This window comes from Gimesia chilikensis (assembly GCF_007744075.1).
Classification (GTDB): Bacteria; Planctomycetota; Planctomycetia; order Planctomycetales; family Planctomycetaceae; genus Gimesia; species Gimesia chilikensis_A.
Genome location: NZ_CP036266.1, coordinates 6,658,373 through 6,678,385, shown reverse-complemented (window position 1 = coordinate 6,678,385; position 20,013 = coordinate 6,658,373). Strand labels below are relative to the sequence as shown.

General features: G+C 56.5%; 14 protein-coding genes. 7 read left to right on the top strand and 7 right to left on the bottom strand.

Going from position 1 to position 20,013, the window contains the following annotated elements; all coding sequences use genetic code 11:
- Nucleotides 1-116: 116 nt before the first annotated feature.
- The 3 genes from HG66A1_RS25220 (at nt 117) to HG66A1_RS25210 (ending at nt 5,875) form a co-directional block, all read left to right on the top strand.
- Nucleotides 117-1,709: an efflux RND transporter periplasmic adaptor subunit gene (locus HG66A1_RS25220; protein WP_197993647.1), complete on the top strand. Its 1,593-nt coding sequence runs from the start codon at nt 117-119 to the stop codon at nt 1,707-1,709.
- Nucleotides 1,706-5,074, top strand: coding sequence for an efflux RND transporter permease subunit (locus HG66A1_RS25215; RefSeq protein ID WP_145190727.1), 3,369 nt, complete (start codon nt 1,706-1,708; stop codon nt 5,072-5,074). The genes HG66A1_RS25220 and HG66A1_RS25215 overlap by 4 nt, the downstream gene beginning before the upstream one ends.
- Nucleotides 5,075-5,164: 90 nt before the next feature.
- Nucleotides 5,165-5,875: a class I SAM-dependent methyltransferase gene (locus HG66A1_RS25210; RefSeq protein WP_145190724.1), complete on the top strand. Its 711-nt coding sequence runs from the start codon at nt 5,165-5,167 to the stop codon at nt 5,873-5,875.
- Between the two features lie 8 nt (nt 5,876-5,883).
- Here HG66A1_RS25210 and HG66A1_RS25205 read toward each other — a convergent pair whose 3' ends face one another.
- Nucleotides 5,884-7,962, bottom strand: a complete 2,079-nt coding sequence (locus HG66A1_RS25205; protein WP_145190721.1) for an FAD-dependent oxidoreductase — start codon at nt 7,960-7,962, stop codon at nt 5,884-5,886.
- A gap of 266 nt (nt 7,963-8,228) precedes the next feature.
- Here HG66A1_RS25205 and malQ point away from each other — a divergent pair, with 266 nt between their 5' ends.
- On the top strand, nt 8,229-9,761 hold the full coding sequence (gene malQ / locus HG66A1_RS25200; protein ID WP_145190718.1) for a 4-alpha-glucanotransferase: 1,533 nt from the start codon (nt 8,229-8,231) through the stop codon (nt 9,759-9,761).
- Between the two features lie 48 nt (nt 9,762-9,809).
- The gene (tal, locus tag HG66A1_RS25195) at nt 9,810-10,889 is read left to right on the top strand and encodes a transaldolase (protein ID WP_145190715.1); all 1,080 of its coding nucleotides are present in this window, start codon (nt 9,810-9,812) and stop codon (nt 10,887-10,889) included.
- Between the two features lie 48 nt (nt 10,890-10,937).
- Here tal and HG66A1_RS25190 read toward each other — a convergent pair whose 3' ends face one another.
- From HG66A1_RS25190 to HG66A1_RS25170, 5 genes are all read right to left on the bottom strand, one after another.
- On the bottom strand, nt 10,938-11,909 hold the full coding sequence (locus tag HG66A1_RS25190) for a cation diffusion facilitator family transporter (RefSeq protein WP_145190713.1): 972 nt from the start codon (nt 11,907-11,909) through the stop codon (nt 10,938-10,940).
- 166 nt (nt 11,910-12,075) lie between these two features.
- Nucleotides 12,076-13,434 carry a type III glutamate--ammonia ligase gene (glnT, locus tag HG66A1_RS25185; RefSeq protein ID WP_145190709.1) on the bottom strand — a complete coding sequence of 453 codons (1,359 nt, stop codon included), beginning with the start codon at nt 13,432-13,434 and terminating at the stop codon, nt 12,076-12,078.
- A 50-nt stretch (nt 13,435-13,484) separates the two neighbouring features.
- Complete coding sequence (locus HG66A1_RS25180; RefSeq protein ID WP_145190706.1) at nt 13,485-14,840, bottom strand: FMN-binding glutamate synthase family protein; 1,356 nt, start codon at nt 14,838-14,840, stop codon at nt 13,485-13,487.
- 38 nt (nt 14,841-14,878) lie between these two features.
- Complete coding sequence (locus HG66A1_RS25175; RefSeq protein ID WP_145190704.1) at nt 14,879-15,571, bottom strand: protein glxC; 693 nt, start codon at nt 15,569-15,571, stop codon at nt 14,879-14,881.
- Nucleotides 15,559-16,452 carry a class II glutamine amidotransferase gene (locus tag HG66A1_RS25170; RefSeq protein ID WP_145193903.1) on the bottom strand — a complete coding sequence of 298 codons (894 nt, stop codon included), beginning with the start codon at nt 16,450-16,452 and terminating at the stop codon, nt 15,559-15,561. Before HG66A1_RS25170 ends, HG66A1_RS25175 begins: the two co-directional genes overlap by 13 nt.
- Before the next feature lie 245 nt (nt 16,453-16,697).
- Here HG66A1_RS25170 and HG66A1_RS25165 point away from each other — a divergent pair, with 245 nt between their 5' ends.
- Both HG66A1_RS25165 and HG66A1_RS25160 read left to right on the top strand, forming a co-directional pair.
- Nucleotides 16,698-17,453 carry an HNH endonuclease gene (locus HG66A1_RS25165; RefSeq protein WP_197996780.1) on the top strand — a complete coding sequence of 252 codons (756 nt, stop codon included), beginning with the start codon at nt 16,698-16,700 and terminating at the stop codon, nt 17,451-17,453.
- A gap of 69 nt (nt 17,454-17,522) precedes the next feature.
- Nucleotides 17,523-18,794: a sialidase family protein gene (locus HG66A1_RS25160; protein ID WP_145190701.1), complete on the top strand. Its 1,272-nt coding sequence runs from the start codon at nt 17,523-17,525 to the stop codon at nt 18,792-18,794.
- Nucleotides 18,795-18,815: 21 nt separating this feature from the next.
- Here HG66A1_RS25160 and HG66A1_RS25155 read toward each other — a convergent pair whose 3' ends face one another.
- A complete protein-coding gene (locus tag HG66A1_RS25155; RefSeq protein ID WP_145190698.1) occupies nt 18,816-19,913 on the bottom strand; it encodes an alkene reductase in 1,098 nt (365 codons plus the stop codon).
- Between the last annotated feature and the right edge of the window lie 100 nt (nt 19,914-20,013).

The window sequence follows — 20,013 nt, the reverse complement described above, 5'->3', positions numbered from 1 at the left end:
TTATGAACGTTCCCTGCGCGGTTCTGCTGATAGCAGTAGCCATCTTATCAACAGCCTGTGATTCATCCAGTCAAATTGAATCAAAACCCAAAGCTCCCCGGCCGGTCTCAATTTTTATGCTCCACGAGATGACCCCGGTTTCCCATTCACTCGTCACTGGATCGGTGGGCGCCTGGAAAACAGAGAAAATCGGCTTCGAAATTTCGGGACGCGTCGAAAGTGTGCTTGAGCCCGAAACCGAAATCGAAGGCCGCGTACTCGACCAGGGGAGCGGCAAAGTGCTGGTGCCGGGCACCGTCCTGGCTCGACTGCACGACGAACGGTACCGCATTGCCGTCGATTCCGCCCGGGCTGCCGTCGATGTCGCCCTGCAAAGAAATAAAGCCATGCAGGTGGAAATCGCCGAAGGCCTCCCCGCCCGCCTCGCTTCAGCCCAGGCAGAACAGCAACTGGCCCGGGCAGAGTCGCAGCGCACGGTAACCCTGGTCAGCAAAAAAGTCGCCACCCGTTCCGATTACGACCGGGCAATGGCCGAACTGCAGACCACGAACGCCACGGTCAAAAATCTCGAAGCAGAATTGAAAACCAAACAGGCGGAACTCAGCTCCCAGGATGCAGAGATCGAAAAAGCCCGCTTTCAACTCGCAGAAGCCGAACGCAATTTACGCGATACCGTCCTCTATTCCTCTTTTCGCGGACAGGTCGCCCAGGTCCACGCGGTTCCGGGCAGCTACCTCGATGCCGGTGATCCCGCTTTAACCATTCAGATCATGGATCCCATCAAAGTCGAGCTGGAACTCTCCGCTGCCATGTCGCGGCGTTTTCATCGAGGTGATATCGTGCGGGTTATCGCCGAAAACAGCCAGGGACAGCAGACCGGACTCGAAGGCTATGTTTATATGACCGACCCTAATGCGGATGCGGAGACTAGAACCTTCACCGTTACCCTGCTTGTGCGCAATCGGAAATCGCAACTCAAAATTCCCCGCGGTTATCCGACTGAGAATATTGCCCGTACGAAAGATATCTGGCCCTTGAATTTCGCTCCGATTGTCAGCGGCGGTAACACGCTCATGACTGAAGAAAAAGCGATCCGCCGAGACGCAAACGGCGCATTTCTCTGGAAGATTACGAACCGCCGGGCAGGTGAAATCACCTCGTCAGCCAATCGCATCTTAAACGTCGAAAAAGTCCGCATCACGCCCGGCACCATTCGGGTTCCTTTCCTGGGAAACTGGTACTTCGTCCCGGTGGAAATTCAGCCAGGGCAGAACTTTGATCCGCAACGTGATCTGGTGGCCGGGGAACTCAAGGTCAGCCAGGGGCAGCCGGACAACTGGAACGGACGCCATATCCTCCTCGACGAATCAAGCTGGCTGCTCAGGCCCGGCGATGTTGTCCGCGTCGGCCTGGATCAGGGAGCGACAACACCCGGACTCTATGTGCCCATGAAAGCCATCCGCCAGCAGGCCGGTAAAACGTCAATTTTCATAGTTGACGACGCCACTGAACAGACCATGGCCCGTGAAGTCGAAATCGTCCTTTCGGAAAGCAGCTTCCCTTCCTCGCGGGAAATGATGTTACGTCAGATCAGACCGGCCCCCGGAGTGAAGCTGCCTCCCCATGCCCGAGTCATTCTGGAAGGTATGCCCTTCCTCAGTGATGGCGAACCGGTGACAGTCGTCGGGAAACCGGAGGCCGTCCAATGAACATTCTTCCCGAATTTGCCATCCGTTACCGAACTATTGTTTTTACCATCGTCGGTCTGCTGGTCTTCTGGGGCATAGTCTCCTTTCAGACCATGCCCCGCCGCGAAGATCCTGAATTTACCATCATGACCTGCGTCGTCACGACCCCCTGGCCGGGCGTCTCGGCGGTAAAGGTCGAAGAGCTGATTACCGATCCGCTCGAAGAGGTCCTGGATGGCATCGAAGAGGTAGACGTTCTGCGTTCGACTTCCATCAACGGCTTGTCGACCATTTTTGTTGATCTGTATGACAACGTCTCCCCTGCGCACGTCGATCAGGTCTGGGATCAGGTACGCGCCCGCGTTCGGAACGTGGAGATGCCCGAGGAGAATATCACCCCCATCGTCACCGACGACTTCGGCGACACGAGCGTAATCCTCTTTGCCATCTATCAGAAACCGTTGCCGGGCCAGACAGAGATCGACCCGCACCGCATTTACACCGATCGGGACCTGGATCTCTATTCAGAACGCGTTCGCGATGCCCTCCGCCTGCTCGACGGCGTCGCCAAAGTCCAGCGGTTCGGCGTTCGGGAAGAAGCGATCTACATCGAGACCGATGCCGGCACCTGGTCGCAGCTGCAGTTGACCACAGGCGATCTCAAAGAGCTGATTGCAGACCGCAACATTATTGAAGCAGGAGGCCTGCTCGATACCGGCGATGGACGTTTCTATGTCAAGCCGGGGGGTAAACTCGACGTCGTGAATGAAATCAACACCCTCGTCGCTGATCTCTCCAGTTCGGACAAAGGTTCCAACCAGGTGTATCTGAATGACCTGGGGCTGAATGTCAGACGTGCTTACCAGGATCCGCCCTCACTGATCTGTCGCTACAGCGATCCGGAGACTTCGCAGTCGGCAGTGATTGTCGCGGTCACCATGAAATCGGGGTCGAATATCATCGATATCTGTAATGCCTCCAAAGCCCGCCTGGAGGAAATGCAGAATCTGACCTATGAACTCCCCCCAGATCTCGGACTCGTGCCCATCTCCGACCAGTCTGAAAGTGTGAATAACCGCATACACGAAGTGGTCATCAATGTCATTGAAGCGGTGATCATAGTGGTCGTGGTCGTCTACCTGGTTGTGGGCTTTCGCACCGCCACCGTCATGGCTGCTAACATCCCCTTTGTCACCCTGATTGCCGTCGGCGTCATCACGCTCTTCGGAGTTCAGCTCGAGCAGATGTCGCTGGCCTCGATGATTATCTCACTCGGTCTGCTTGTGGATAACGCGGTGCAGATCTGTGATCAGTCGCGCACCAATCAGATCGAAGGCATGGGACCGATTGAAGCCAGCGTCAGCGGAGCCCGCATGTTGGCGGCTCCCATGCTGAATGGAACCCTTACCACTATCGCCTCCTTCGTGCCGATGGTCATCTTCTTTGAGGGAGGCAACCGCGAGTTTATCTACAGTCTGCCGGTCACCCTCTCCGTAATGCTGGCGGTCAGCTGGGTTCTGGCGATGACCTTCTGTGTGATTCTGGCGGCCATGTTTATTCGCCCGCCCAAATCCAAAGATCAACCCAGTGCGCCCCTGGTCCGCTGCTTCTACTGGTTCAAAGGCCTCTTTCGCCGCAAACGGCCTGCCGACGACTTCTCCTGGAAATCGGAGAACCAACATTTCATCAGTCGGATTTACGGGGCTCTGGTTTCACAGGCCATTAAACACAAATTCCTCACGCTGGGCGTTTCCATCGGTCTCTTTTTCCTGGCACTCAAACTGCCGGTCAGTACTGAGTTCTTTCCCCAGGGAGAACGTGATCAGTTTGTCGTCGGCGTCTGGCTCCCGGAAAACGTGAGCATCGAACAGACCAACCAGGCCGCCAGGCAGGTTGAAGAACTGCTTCGCAAGCTGAGCCCCACCACCGACGAGGCCGGCAACCAGATCGAACGTCTGCGGGCCATGCGCACCCTCGTCGGAGGCGGCGGCTCCCGCTGGTATCTGTCCTGGAATCCCGAATCCCGAAAAGCCAACTACGCCGAGATCCTGATTCGAACTTCCGATCCAAAACTCACGCACGACTTTGCCCAGCAGGTACGTCAGGTCGCACTCACCGGCGATGCAAATCTGGGCATCGAGCCGCTGCCAGGCATCCGCGTTGTCCCCATGGAGATGATGCTCGGACCGCCGGCGGCCCCTGTGGCCTTGCGGATTACCGGAAATGGCTTCGCAGATCTGCACAAACTCCGCGAGGTCGCCGGCCAGGTGGAGAAGCTGATCCGTGATCAGCCCGAGACCTGGAACACGCACGATTCCTGGGGCGCCGACGGCTACCAGTTGCAGGTCAACGTGGATGCCGATCGCGCCAGTCTGGCAGGAGTCAGTAATGCCCAGATCGCCTCGACCCTGAATACCTACTATTCGGGAAAACAGCTGACCATGTTCCGCGAAGGAGACTATTCGGTTCCCGTCTATTTCCGCCTGATTCCCGAGGGACGCAAATCAGTGTCGACCATCGAATCCGCCTACATCGAAGGTCGCAACGGTAAGGTTCCCATCAAATCGGTCGCGGCTTTCGAGTATGGCTGGGAACCCGCGGTCATCGAACGCCGCGATATGAACCGGACCATCGAAGTCTCTGCCCGCGTCGAACCCGGCGCCTCCGGGAACGATATCGTGAGTCGGATCATGTCCTCCGATGAATTCAGACAGATCGAAGCGAATCTGCCCAACGGATTCCGTATCGAAATCGGCGGTGCACTCGAAGAATCGATGCAGGCTTCCGGCATGATGCTCAAAGCCTTCGGCATGTCCTTCATAACCATCCTGCTCCTGCTGGTCATTCAGTTTAACAGCATCTCGAAGTCGATCATGATTATCTTCACGCTCCCCCTGGCACTGATCGGGGCCTTGCTGGGTCTGTATCTCACCAGTAATCCCCTGGGCTTCATGCCTCAGCTGGGTATCCTGTCTCTGTTCGGCATCGTTTTGAATACAGCCATCATCTTCATGGAGTTCGCCGACTACCAGATCGCTGCCCGCTCGAAGGCCAGCAACGGACGTGGTCCCATTGTCGGGCTCACCCGGGATGAGTTCCGCGACTGTCTGGCCGAAGCCGGCAAGCAGCGTCTGCTCCCCATCTTCCTGACGACGGCCACCACTGTTGGCGGCCTGCTTCCCCTCGCCCTGGCTGGCGGACCCTTGTGGGTGGGTATGGCCTGGCTGATGATTGTGGGACTGCTGATGGCGACCCTGTTGACCCTGTTTGTCATCCCGGCTCTCTACGCCATCATCGTCGAAAACTTCCGCATCAGCCCGCTCAGTGTTCCCATGGAGGATGAGCCCGTTCTCAAGGAAGTGCCACAGCCACTATCTGCCGTTTGACGGTTCCCTCGCAGATACCTTACATGTAAAATAAAGCTACTGGCCAAATCGAATAAATTGTTTCGCGTCCCCTTTATTCAGGAACCTGCTATGCGTGTTTTATGTTTTACTCTGCTCGCCACCGTCTGCCTGCATTTCTCTCCTGTCATGGCCCAGGAGACTGCCACCGCGCCACCTCAAAGTGTGAAGCCGGGCATCAATAAGTCATTCCTCGATCCCGATCTGGATGTCGATCAATGGATTAAACGCTTTGAAGTCGAAAGCCGGGAAGTCTTTCGCGCCCGCGACCAGATTGTGAAACAGCTGAAACTCAAACCCGGCGATCGCATTGCCGATGTCGGGACCGGGACGGGGCTGTTCGTCGAACCGTTCTCCCTGGCAGTTGGAGAAAAAGGCTGGGTATTTGCTCTGGATATTGTCCCCAAATTCGTCGAACGGGTCGGGAAAATCTCAGATATCCTGGATCTGAAGAATGTCACTCCCGTCCTCTGTGGACAGGACGACGTCCGCCTGCCCCCCGGTTCAATTGACGCCGCCTTCATCTGCGATGTCTACCATCATTTCGAATACCCGTCCCGGTCGATGGCATCCCTGCACAAGGCAATCGTTCCCGGTGGTCAGTTGATTCTGATCGACTTCGAACGCATCCCCGGCAAGTCCCGCGAATGGACGCTGGGCCATGTTCGCGCAGGCAAAGAGACCTTCCGTAAAGAAGTCGAAGACGCTGGGTTCGAATTCGTGGAAGAAGTCAAAATTCCCGCCTTTGAGGAAAACTACTTCCTGCGGTTCAAACGCAAGTAAGTCCGAGCTTACTTTTCCGCGATCGGCAGCAGCTGGATCGCATCCAGAATCACGAAGCCGTCAGTCTGATCGTTGCTGACGGTGATCGTGGTTTCGGTAGCGCCCTGCAACCGGACTGTTCCAATCTCGCGAAACCGTTTCCCCGCCGGTAACGGCCTGGTCTGATCGACGGTCAGCGTCGATTGGTCTGTGCCGCTGGATACGGTCACGGGAACCTGTTTCGCACGGGTCGGATGCGCCGAGTAAGCCATCAGCAACTGATAACGACCCGTGTGGGGTACTTTGAAGCGGAAGGTTGCCGACGCACTTCCGTTCCCTGACTTACCATCGTGTACGTAGCCCTTGCCGATATAAGGTTTAAAATTCGTGGAACGGCTCCAGCTCCCCTTGAGTTCCGCGGCTCCATCATCCAGCACCACGCCTGGCAGCATCTTCGGATCGATACCGCTCACGGTCTTCGGTTCGGGGGGGACTTCGGGTAGTTCCAGTACCTGTCCCCGCTTCAGCAGTCTCTTCCGCAGTTCCGGGTAGGGGAGTTTCTGCACGGTCGTGTTCTTACGGGCAGTCATGGCCGCCGCGATGCCGGCACTCTGACCGAGAATCATCCACGTGGGCTCTACGCGAATCGAAGAGATACCGACGTGAGTACAGGAGAGAGCCACCGGCACCAGCAGGTTGGTGCATTCATCCGGTTGGGGCAGGATCGAACGATAGGGGACGTGATACGCATAGCCCTGCTTCGGGTACGCGCGTCTGACCGGAAAAATCGTCCCCTCATTGATCACGCCGCCCCCTTTCAGGGCCACCCGCTGACAGTCATGCGAGTCAATCGGGAAGGACGAGATCACAATCGGATCCTCTTTTTCGGGCTGTTCCAGAATGTCTTTCTGGCTCAGCACAAACATGCCCCGCATCCGACGTCCTTCGCGTACATACAGGGTGGGAGAGAAATGTCCGTACTCGGGAAACTCATCTTTACAGAGCCCCAGTTGCGCATACTGCTGACGAATCTTTTCCGGGACCACCGGATCCGTTGTCAGAAAATGATAAAACTCCAGCGTGTACTGCTTATGTTCTTCCCAGATCGCGGCCCGACCTGCTGCGTCCGCTTCACTCCAGCCGTTACACGCTCCCACCAGACCGAGAGAGAACTGGCCCCCAATCGAATTGTTGCCGTCCAGTTTTCCACCGGGCAGCGGATACATATCCCAGCCCACACGGCCCCCCGATTTCACATAGCGTCGCACCACCTCGAACCGGTCGGGATCATAATTCTTTGGTTGTGGAAAAGGCACCCGGTTGTCGGGATCATCCGTCAGGCAGAGCCGGAAACTGTAAACCATGACATTGGAATCACCTTCATCTTCAGGCCCCGCATCCGTCGTGGTGATCAAAGGCAACAGCTGACCCTGGTCATCGAAACCGTTGATTTTCATTTTCCCTTTTGGGTAGCGTTTGCCCGCCAGGGATTCACCATATTCCGCTTTCCCTTCGCGACCGATAGTCCAGCTGACGCCCGCCGCTGCCATCAGATCCCCTTCGTATGTGCCGTCCACGAAGACCTGCGCTGCGAAGCGTCCCCTGTTGGTGACCAGCTCTTTGATTTGCGTCCCTGCTTTCTGAACCGACTGCAGACGCTGTTCCCGCAGTACTTTGACGCCTGCCTCATCCAGCATCTGTCGCGTCACTCGCATCGCCACGTGTGGTTCGTAGGTCCATTTCGACTGGTCTTTCACACTCACCCTGTACGGCAGCGTGATTCCCCGGTCGGCATAGTCTTTTTCAATCCGCGTATGCCATTCATCGAACAGCCCCATGACTGTACTGCGGACCGTCTGGTTGGAATCACTGAAGCTCAGGCCGCCGGTATTCAAGCCCCCGATATGATCGGTCGGCTCCAGCAGAATCACCTCAGCTCCTTCGCGTGCCGCTGCAATCGCTGCACAGAATCCCCCCGGTGTTGCCCCGTAAACGATGACATCAGCCTTTAGCGGTTTCTGTTGCTCAGTTTGCGCTGCACGGAGCGGACTTTGTAGAAGGAAAAGGGCTGCCAGTAACAGGGAGAGTAGACGAACTGGTTGAAACATACGTAAATCCTGTGGGTGAGCGCGAAAAATAAATTAAATTCTGGTACTGAAAGCCACGCGTGGACGAGTGCTTCCAGCCTGGCTTCAATATAAAGCGTTTCTTCTCATTTTCCCAGTCGATCAGCAGACGTTCCCGATTTGATGTCCTCCTGGGAAGAACCACGCAACCGGTCACTTCTCAAATTTTAATTAGAGAATCTTCTTCGGGGTGGGATAGAATACTGCGTCAGTTTAAGGTGATCTGAGGAAAGGAATCGAAAATAGATATGACCGCCGATGATGAGATTACAGACCATGCTTCCCCCGTACTGCAGAAACGCGGTGCCGGCCTGCTGCTGCATGCGACATCCTTACCCGGTCCGTATGGCATCGGCGATCTGGGAGCCGCAGCCCGTGACTGGATCGACCTGCTCGCCCGGGCAGGGCAGTCCTGGTGGCAGATGTTGCCCCTCTCGGCGATCGGCTACGGAGATTCTCCCTACCAGCCCGTCTCCTCTTTCGCCGGCAACTGGCTGTTGATCAGCCCCGAAGATCTCCTCGCGGTGGGACTCGTTCATGATAATGAACTACAGCTTCCCGATTTCGCAGCCGACCACGTCGACTATCCAGCAGTCAGAGCATTCAAACAGCGATTGCTGCAGACGGTCTCTGCGAAATTTCATTCCTGGGCCAGTGAGGAACTGCGCCAGGACTTCGCACGGTTTCTGGAACAGGAACAGCACTGGCTGGAAGATTACACTCTGTTTCAGGCACTCTCAGATCGCTATCAGGGAGCCAGTTATCTCACCTGGCCTGCAGAACTGGTCCACCGGGAAGAGGCTGCCCTGGCTGAAGCGCGTCGACAACTGACCCCGGAAATCGAACAGATCCGCCTGGCCCAGTATCTGGTGTACCGTCAGGCGGAGCGACTCAAAGAGTATGCGCACGAGCAGGGAATTCAGCTTATTGGCGATCTTCCTTTTTTTGTCTCCCCCGATTCCTGTGACGCCTGGGCGAACCCGGAACTGTTCCTGCTGGATGAACAGTTCCGGCCGAAGTACGTCGCCGGTGTCCCTCCCGATTACTTCAGTGCCGAGGGACAACTCTGGGGTAATCCTGTCTTTGACTGGGAGGCACTCCGTGAGACCGGCTATCAGTGGAACATCAATCGCATCCGCGCACTCCTGCAGCACGTGGACCTCATCCGCCTTGATCATTTCCGGGGCTTCGCTGCCGCCTGGCACGTCCCCGCTGGCGCACCAAGTGCGCTTACTGGAGAATGGGTGACCGGACCGGGCAGTGACTTCTTTAATGTCGTACAGAGGGAACTGGGCTCACTCCCCTTTATCGCTGAGGATCTGGGAGTCATCACCGACGATGTCAACGAACTCCGCGACCGCTTCCAACTGCCGGGAACCCGGGTTCTGCAGTTCGCCTTCGACGGAGATCCCGCGAATCCTTACCTGCCTCAGAATTTCAATGAGAATTCTGTTGTCTACACGGGTACGCACGACAATAACACCACGCGTGGCTGGTTCCGCGGTCTGTCTGCAGAAGAACGACTGCCGATTTATCAGCTGCTGCAACGTGCGGAAGTATCCGAGGCAGAAATCGCACCGCTCTTTCTGGAACAGGCCTGGTCCTCCGTGGCGATGTTGTCGATCGCTCCCCTGCAGGATCTGCTGAACCTGGGCGAGGAAGCCCGGATGAATACGCCCGGATCGTGCGAGGGAAACTGGCGCTGGCGATGCACAACGGACCTGTTATCGGAGTCAGCCTTTCAATCGCTGCAGAAATTGACGACAATGGAAGAACGCTAAACGGAAACTCATAGAGAAAAAATCTAAACCATAACAGGAGGTCATCGAATGCCAGCCACTCAACAACTTCATGATCTGGGGCAAAGTCTCTGGATTGATAATATCACCCGGGACATGCTGAAAGAGGGCACGCTCCAACAGTACATCGAAGAGCTTTCACTCACAGGTCTGACTTCCAATCCGACGATCTTCCAGAAAGCCATCAAGAGCAGCAAACTCTACGATGATTCCATCCTCGAACTGCGCAACCAGGGACGAGAAGGCGAACAGCTCTTCTTCGAACTGGCGCTGCAGGATATCCAGGAAGCCGCCGATTTATTTCTACCGGTCTGGGAACGCACCGCGGGTGTCGACGGCTGGGTCTCACTCGAAGTCTCACCGACCCTGGCTTACGATACCGCGGGCACGATCGCTTCGGCGATAGACCTGCATGAACGCGCAGGACGGTCGAATGTCCTTATCAAAATTCCGGGGACGACAGAAGGTCTGCCCGCCATTGAAGAATCGATCTTCGCCGGCATTCCCGTGAATGTCACGCTGCTCTTTTCTCCCGAACACTACGTAGCTGCTGCAGAAGCCTACCTGCGTGGGATTGAACGCCGCATCGAAGCGGGTCTGAATCCGGTCGTGGGGTCGGTCGCTTCCCTGTTTATCAGTCGCTGGGACCGCGCTGTCGTTGATCAGGTTCCCGAAAACCTGCATGACCGCCTGGGTATCGCCATTGGTCAGCAGTGTTACAAAGCCTATAAAGAGCTGATGAATTCACCCCGCTGGCAGCGGATCTTCAACTGTGGTGCGCAGATGCAGCGTCTGCTCTGGGCCAGTACCGGGGCGAAAGATCCCAACGCTTCTGACGTTCTTTACATCACATCACTGGCCTCCCCTTTCACCGTGAATACGATGCCCGAAGAAACACTGCACGCGTTTGCCGATCACGGCGAGACCGGAGAACTGCTGGCAGACGACGGCGGCGAAAGCGGCTCCCTGTTAGGTGAGTTCACCCGCGAAGGCGTCGACTGCGATGCCCTCGCCGCAAAACTGCAGAAAGATGGCGCCGAGTCGTTCGTCGATTCCTGGAAAGATCTACTCGAACAGCTGGCTTCCAAAAGTGCTTCGCTGACCAGTTGAACGATACTCAGTAGCACCTAAAGAGAAAAGCACAAAATACCAGTGCCATCAATGCTCGGGAATCACCCGCGTATCGTGGCACTGGTTTTCTGCTGCGTCAGCGAATTCGAATTCCAGTGTCGAGTGTTCAATCTGAAATTCGTGTACCAGTAATTCCTTGATCTGCTGCTTGATGATCTCCATCTGCTCTGCATTCTGTTTCCGGATGACCACGTGTGCCTCCAGCGCTGTGTGCTCTTCATCCAGTTCCCACAGGTGCAGATGGTGGATCTCTTCGATGTCGGCAAGCGCTTCGACGCGTTCGACAAGGGCTGGAATATCGAAGTCAGCGGGGGTTCCTTCCATCAGCATCCGCATCGCCTGCGGGAGCATCTTATAGACCTCCCAGAGAATATAACCCGAGATCAGCACGGTAATCAGCGGATCGACCCAGTTCCACCCAAACCAGATAATCGCCGCTGCACCCACCAGGACCGCGATACTGCCTAACGCGTCGACAATGTTATGGAAAAATGCGGCCCGGACATTTAAAGAACCCTTGCTCATCGACCACAACAGCAGTGCCGATCCGACGTCGACCACCAGGGCCAGAATCGCGGTATAGGCCATCACCGAACCCATCACATGTTCCGGTTCGAAAAAACGGGAGATCCCTTCATAAACCAGGTACAGGCCGACGATCGCCAGCAGCGTCAGGTTGATCAAAGCACCAATCATCTCGGCCCGGCGATAACCAAAGGTGAACCGTTCGTTGGCTTGTTTTAGGGAAATCCGTCGTGCTATGTAGGCAATCAACAGCGCGTTGGCATCATTGAAATTGTGAGCAGCATCAGACAGCAGCGCCACACTGCCCGAATAAATTCCCGCGACCACCTGCCCGACCGTCAGCAACTGATTCAGAACGATCGCCCAGATCAGCCGCGAACTGCTCACACCCCGCAGGGAATCCGCATGTGTCAGGCCATGTGAGTGACCGGCGTGGTCCTCGCCGGCAGGTTCGTGTTCTGTTGCTTGAGTCATGATCAGCTCAGGTCGCTTCCGTTCTAACAGGTGACAACGGGAAATCGTCAGTCCGATGACGATCTCTCTGCTCGTTGCACTATAACACATCCTGTTTTCAGAGAAGAACCAGAACTCGCATTCATATCGATTTTCTGCAAATCACCTTTTACAGACAGTATCGCGATCAGAAAAACGTCAGGTACTCATCGATCTCCCACTGCGTTACCTGCCGATCGTAGGTTTCCCACTCTTGCGTTTTCAGTTCGATAAACTCATCGGCAATCACACCCAGGGCTCCTTGAATGACCGTGTCCTGTCTGAGTTCCTGAATCGCCTCCCACAAAGACTGAGGCAGAATCCTGATTCCCTGCTCCAGAATTTCCGCAGGCGTCTTTTCATAGAGATTGCCCAGGTTTGGTTCGCCGGGATCGATCTGGTTTTCAATCCCGTCCAGGCCTGCTGCGAGGTAAGCGGCTAACGCGAGATATGGGTTGCATCCCGCCGAGACCGTCCGGTCTTCAAAATGCCCGGGCCCCGCGGTCCGAATCATCTGCGTGCGATTGTTATCCCCATACGACACAAACGCCGGCGTCCACGTGTATCCGCTCCGGCTGGAATAGAGACCGGAACCAAGCTGCAGTCGTTTATAGCAGTTCACAGTCGGACTCGTGACGGCACCCAGGGCCGGCGCATGCTTGAGCACACCGCCAATAAAGTGATACGCCAGTTCCGAACAACCCAGTCCCCGTTTGTCGGCAGCGTCATCAAACAGGCAGGCCCCTGTTTCCGCATCCGCGAGGTGAAAGTGAACGTGCAGTCCGCTGCCCGTCCGGTCGGCAAACGGTTTGGGCATGTGCGTAGCGATGGCACCATATTTCTTGGCGATCTGTGACGTCGCCATTTTGAAAAAGGTGATCCGGTCCGCAGTGGTCAGCGCGTCCTGATAATCGAAGTTAATCTCGTACTGACCGTTGCCATCTTCATGGTCGGTCTGATACACGCCCCAGCCCAGCTCATTCAACGCCGTGGTCAACTCCTGCAGATAATCCATCGCCGGTGCCATCGAGCGGAAGTCGTAACAGGGTTTGGCCAGCGAATCCACACCGTCCGGGTTCCAGGGCGACAAGCTTCCGTCTGCGTTCTTCGTCACCAGGAAGTGTTCCGGCTCCATCCCCACATTGAACACATACCCTTTCTGTTTAGCTTCCGCGAGGACCCGTTTCAGGTTGGTCCGCGGGCAAAAAGGATACGACTCCCCATCCACGAACAGGTCCGCAGCGAAGCGGGCCGTGTTCTCTTTCCAGGGGAGCGGCGTGTAGGTGGCGAGATCAATCCGGGCCAGCATGTCATGCGAACTCGGCCCCTGTCCCACGCCCCAGACCGCAGCACCTGCGAAGCCGGCACCCGAGTCGATCATGTCATCGAAACCGGAATAGGGGACCATTTTCACTTTAGCCGAACCGTGTATGTCGACGAACTGAGCGAGCAGAAATTCGATCCCGGCGGTATTCATACGGCTCCGGATTGCTTCACGGTCACTCATCGTGGTTCCTCATTGTCAGTTGCTGCGCCTGCGGCCCGCGTTTTGTGCGCTTAAACGGAACCAGTGCCCGGAATCCAGCTGGTTCCGGCCAGGGGGACTTTGGCCATCGCCGCTGCCTCAACAGTCAGCGCGGCCAGATCTTCTTTCTCCAGATGATGTACGTTCGACTTGCCGCAGGCCCGTGCCAGGGTCGTCAGCTCCATGTTCAGAACCTGCAGATAATTCTTGAGACGCTTCGCTCCGACCTCCGGAATCAACCGGGGTTCCAGTTCGGGATCCTGCGTGGTAATGCCCACCGGACACTGTCCCGTATGACAGTGATGACAATAGCCGGGTGCCGTTCCCAGTTTTGCATAGTCCGCGGTGACGTCGACCTCTTCTCCGTCCGCCCGCTGATACGCATGATGGTTACAACCCAGCGCGACGAGCACGCCCTGACCAATCGAAACCGCATCCGCACCCAGTGCGAGGGCCTTGGCGACGTCGGCTCCCGTGCGGATCCCCCCCGAAATAATCAGCTGCACTTCACCCAGCACGTTCATATCGCTGAGCGCTTCGACCGCCAGGGGCAACGCGGCCAGGGTCGGAATCCCCGTATGTTCGATGAAGACCTGCTGCGTCGCTGCAGTCCCACCCTGCATCCCGTCAATCACCACGACATCCGCGCCCGCTTTGACCGCCAGCTTCACGTCCTCCCGCACGCGCGTCGCGCCCATCTTGACGTACACCGGAATCTTCCAGTCGGTGATCTCCCGCAGTTCTTCGATTTTGATTTTCAGATCATCGGGCCCCGTCCAGTCCGGATGCCGACAGGCCGACCGCTGATCAATCCCTTCGGGCAGCGTCCGCATCTGTGCCACACGGGGAGAAACCTTCTGCCCCAGCAGCATCCCACCGCCCCCGGGTTTCGCGCCCTGGCCGAGCACCATCTCGATCGCATCCGCTTTACGCAGATCGTTAGGATTGAATCCGTAACGCGAAGGCAGACACTGATAGACTAAAGTCTTAGACGATTCCCGCTCTTCCGGCGTCATTCCGCCGTCGCCCGTCGTCGTGGAAGTTCCCATCTGCGTCGCCGCCTGACCCAACGCTTCCTTCACATTCGCAGAGAGCGAGCCAAAGCTCATCCCCGCAATGGTGATCGGAATCTCCAGCTCGATCGGCTGCTTCGCATATCGCGTGCCCAGCACCGTTTTCGATTCGCATTTTTCACGGTAACCTTCCAGCGGATACCGCGACGCGGACGCGGAGAGGAAAATCAGATCGTCGAAGCTGGGCACACGCCGTTTCGCACCCATGCCGCGGATCTCATACAGCCCGTACTCAGCGGCCTGCCGGATGTAAAAGAGGGAATGCTCGTTGAAACTGGCACTCTCTTCGCGTTGAATCGACTTGTCCGAACTCACACTTGCTCTCCGCTGCTGATTTCGTTGCAGTACGTGGTTTAATATTCCTGATGGGCGTCCGCATTCCAGTGATACAGACTGCGGGCCGAGCTGACCCGTTTGAATTCGCGGGCGTCATAATTCATCTCCGCCCGTGACAGTAGTTCCGCGACCTTTTCAAAATCGTCTGCCTGCATCTCTTCTTCGCGGGCGTCAGCACCAAAACTGTGAATGGATCCGCGGACGTAGATCGTTGCTTCATACAGCGAATCACCCAGGTTCGGGCCGGCATCGCCACAGACCACCAGCGTCCCCGCCTGTGCCATGAAAGCAGAGAAGTGACCGACACTCCCCCCGACAACAATCTCGGTCCCTTTCAGCGAAATGCCACACCGGGAAGAGGCGTCTCCTTCAATCACTAAAAGTCCGCCGTGTCCCGAAGCCCCCGCACATTCAGACGCATGTCCTTTCACGCGAACCACGCCCGACATGATGTTCTCCGCCACACTCCAGCCGACGTTTCCGTGAATCGTCACCCGGGCCCGCTGATTCATTCCCGCGATGAAATAGCCCGCGTGCCCCAGGATATCGATATCCACTTCCGTATCCAGGCCGGCGGCAATGCTGTGCAGACCGTCGGGGTTCAGGATCTCCACCCGCGCGGGGCGTTCTTCCAGCAGTCCCCCGTGCAGGTACTCGTTGACCTGGCGGACACTCAAATCGGTTAAATCAAGCTGTTTCAGACTGACCATGAATAAATCTGTTCTGGAGCCGGCTCATACACGTGAGCATGTTTGATATCGGGCAGGTGTGCCAGGGAACGAAATTCCGAACTGACGGCGACATAATCGTCCGTCTCCGCGACGACCGCGGGCTTGCAGGCAAAGGCATCCCGCACGAGCACCAGCTTGTCAGCGGTTGCCATCAGGAAGGTGTAAAAACCGTCCAGTTCCGCCTGGGCCACTTCGATGGCGGTCTCCAGCGTGTCCCCCTCCCGCATCCGCCATTCCAGAAAACGACAGCCCGCTTCTGTATCGTTATCCGTTTCAAAGGCGATTCCCAGGCTCTCCAGCTTCCGCCGCACACTGTAGGGGTTCGACAGCGAACCGTTATGCACCAGGCAGAAATCCTCACCGGCCGTAAAGGGATGTGCATGAGCCGGCGAGACCGCCGATTCGGTCGCCATTCGCGTATGTCCCACAACGTGCGTGCCCACCATTTCGGTAAAGTGGAACCGCCGGGCAATCTCTTCGGGATGCCCTTCGTCTTTGAAGATTTCAATCGCGTGTCCCGTTGAGAGCAGATGCACCTCGGGAAACGTCGAGGTCAGCCAGGGTTTAAAAATGTCCGGCTGGAGTTCGCTGACGAGCGACGCATGATTATCGAGAGCGGCGACCGGCGCAGGCAGACCCAGTTCTTGTTGACAGGATTCAGCCAGCGCCTGCCAGTCAAATCCGCGATCACGGGTGGAGAGCGCAAACCGCCGGGAGGCAGGGAGTGGACGGTGAAACAGAGCCAGGCCTGCGGAGTCAGGTCCGCGGGTCGCCATGCATTCCAGCATGGGAGTGACGAGTTGTCCCAGACGTTCGCGATCAGCGTCGCGCCTGGCCAAAAAACCGACGATGCCACACACAGACAACAACCCCGGCAAGAGCTCATTTCATGCGAGCGAAACACGAAATGTCAGATTGAAACCGTTCAGGTTTTCCACACCCGAAGATACCAGACCCGCCCCCCGGAACCAACTGAACCGCGAGAGATTTGTGATTTTTTTGGGTGGAGGTGAATTGGCCAGGAAATAGACTTGTCCTGTTATGGATTAAGAGTTCAACTATACAGTCAACAGACCAAAGCAACACCTCCCGGATTAAATCTGACATGACACGAAACTGGACTCGTGAAGAACTGATTCTGGCAATGGGCCTGTATTGCCGCTTACCATTCGGGAAGTATCATAATCGTAATCAAGATGTAATTAAGTTGGCTCAGTCTATTGGTCGATCAGCCTCCAGTGTTGCCATGAAACTGAGCAACCTGGCATCTCTTGATCCATATCATCAGGAGCGGGGTGTCAAAGGACTCTCAGGAGCGTCTAACGCGGACCGCGCAATCTGGCAGGAATTCCACTCTGACTGGGAAGGCCTGGCAAATGAGAGTCAGCGCCTGGAACAAGAGTTGAATCTTATTCCGGAAGAGCCTGCCGAGGAAGTGGTCCAATTCGAGGGAGAAACCGAATCGACGCGTGTGACCAAAGTGCGGCGTGCGCAACGTTTCTTCCGTTCAACGGTCCTGGCATCTTACGACTACCGATGCTGTGTGACGCAAATCGAGATCAAGGACCTTTTGATAGCAAGCCACATCATTCCCTGGAGTGAAGATCCTGCGAAACGAGCCGACCCCCACAATGGTCTTTGTCTGAATTCTCTCCACGATAAAGCCTTCGATCGCGGTCTGATGACATTGGATGAGGACTATCGTCTGGTTTATTCGCAGCAGATTCGTGATGCCTGCACAGGAGAAGCCATGAACCGCTTCTTTAAACCGTATGAGGGCCAACACATTTATTTCCCATCGCGTTTCCGTCCGGACCAGGAAGCACTTCAAAGACATCGAAATCAAATCTTTATTGCATAAGCCTGTTTTCTGCACCATGATAAGGGTTACAGCACTAATCAGATTCACTGTCATCAGAAAGTCCCACCCATGACCCCGCCTCTCAACCGTCGTGATTTCCTCCACACCTCACTCTGTTCTCTGGCCGCGGCCTCTGCTGCGGGGACGGCTTCGTTGCAGGCTGCGGAATCGAAGCCGCTGATCGGCTCCATTTCGAAAGAAACGCTCTTTCGCAATCGCGATGGTGCTGGCGTCACCTGGTTTCATCCGCGGGGGTGTATGGTTCCCGGGGCTGAGGGGAACGCGACGTTTCTGTTGAACCTGCAGGAGATAGGCGGCTCGGATTACTTCGGACAGGTGCACTGGACTGAATCGACGGATCGGGGCAAGACCTGGAAAGAGCCGGCACCCATTGCCGCACTCGGTCGGGATCCGGTCAAGGAGCATCCCGGTCTTAAAGCGGGCGTCTGTGATGTGACGCCGCAATATCATCCGCAGACCGGAACTGTTCTCGCGTTGGGGCACGTCGTCTTCTATCGCGGTCCCCGCTTTGCCCGCGGCGATCAGCTGGCCCGCTACCCCGTCTACGTCACGCGAGACAAAGACGGCCAGTGGTCGGAACGCAAGATCCTGCAGTGGGATGATCCCCGCGGTGCCGAGATCTATACCAATAATTGTGGACAGCGACTCGTGATGCCAGACGGCGATATCCTGATGTCCTTCACCTTCGGCGCGGGCAAACAGCCCCGCATGGTGGCCGGTGTACGTTGTGCCTTTGACGGCACGACACTCAAGATTCGCGAAGTCGGCCCGCCCCTGGAGAACAAAGTCGGCCGGGGCCTGCTCGAACCGTCTATCGCCCGCTTTGATAACCAATACTTCATGACAATTCGTGCCGAAGATGGACACGGCTACGTCGCGGTCAGCCCGGATGGTTTGAATTATCAGCGAAAGACCGCCTGGGCGTTTGACGACGGCACGCCAATTGGAATGTCCACCACGCAGCAGCACTGGCTCACTCATTCCGACGGACTGTTCCTGGTCTACACTCGTAAAGATGAGACAAACAAAAACATCATCCGCTGGCGATCTCCCCTCTGGGTGGCTCAGGTCGATCCGGAAAAGCTCTGCCTGATCCGCGACACCGAACGGGTCGCCCTACCGCTCGTCGGGGATGGCGTGGACGATCCCAACAATGTTGCGCTGATGGGGAACTTCGATGTCACCAACATCAGCCCGGACGAATCGTGTGTGACCGTCGGTGAATGGATGCCGCGGAACAAGGCCAAAGGCGATCTGTTGCTGGGACGCATCGAATGGAATCTGCCCAACCGCAGCGTCCCGGATTTTGTAAAAACCTGAGTGTCTGTTGAGATTCCCGTTTCAGGAAGCGCTGCTTTCCGCCAGTGAAGGATAGTCGACATAGCCCTCTGGACCCGTCGAGTAGTAGGTGCTTGGATCGGGATCATTCAGGCTGGCGTCGGTCCGCAATCGCTCCGGCAGATCGGGATTGGCGATAAACTTCTGGCCAAAAGCGATGGCATCCGCATCCCCTTTTGCGATGGCCTCAGTCGCAGAAACTCTGTCATATCCGCCGTTGGTGATCAACACTCCCTGGTAAGCTTCGCGGATAACGGGAGTCACACGCGGTACATTCGGATTATAGAGCCGCCCCGGCTGAATCGCTTCGGCAGTATGGACGTAGGCCAGCTCATATTGATTCAGTGCCTCAGCCACCTGTGAGTACAACGCGATCGGATCGCTGTCCCCCATCCCTTTATCGTTCATCGTTGGACTGAGCCGTAACCCGGTCCGGTCTGCCGACCAGGCCTCGACCACCGCTTCAATCACCCCTTGCAGAAAACGCATGCGATTCTCGATGGAGCCCCCAAAGTCGTCGGTCCGCTGGTTCGAAGAATCACGCAGGAACTGATCGATCAGGTAGCCGTTTGCGCCATGAATCTCCACACCATCAAAGCCTGCAGAACGTGCCCGTTTGGTGGCGGTAGCATAGTCTTCATAGATGGCGTCGATTTCCGATAAGCTCAGCTCGCGCGGCACAACATAGGGCTGCTTCCCCGTTGGTGTGTGGGCATCCCCCTGAACTGCGATCGGGCTGGGGGCGACTGGCAACTGACCGTTGTGATAATCGGGATGCGACTGCCGTCCCATGTGCCAGAGTTGCAGGAAGATCCGACCATCGGCGGCATGCACGGCACTGGTGACTTCACGCCAGCCTGCTTCCTGTTCGTCGGTGTACATCGCAGGGGCACCGTGCCAGCCGTAACCCTGGGCACTGATGGCGGTCGCTTCAGAAATAATCAGACCGGCAGAGGCCCGTTGCGTGTAGTACTCAACCATTAACGGGTTGGGAACACGGTCTGTGGCCCGGGCCCGTGTGAGCGGTGCCATGAGAATCCGGTTGGGTAGAGTCAACGCGCCTACAGTAAGTGGCTGAAACAAAACCTCGTAATCGCTCATGATATTCCCCTCGCAAAAAGTCCATTCTGCGGCTGTCTGTCTCTGAGAGCCATCTGCAGGATCAGCCGCTTCGACCCGTCGAAGGGAATGCTATGCCGTT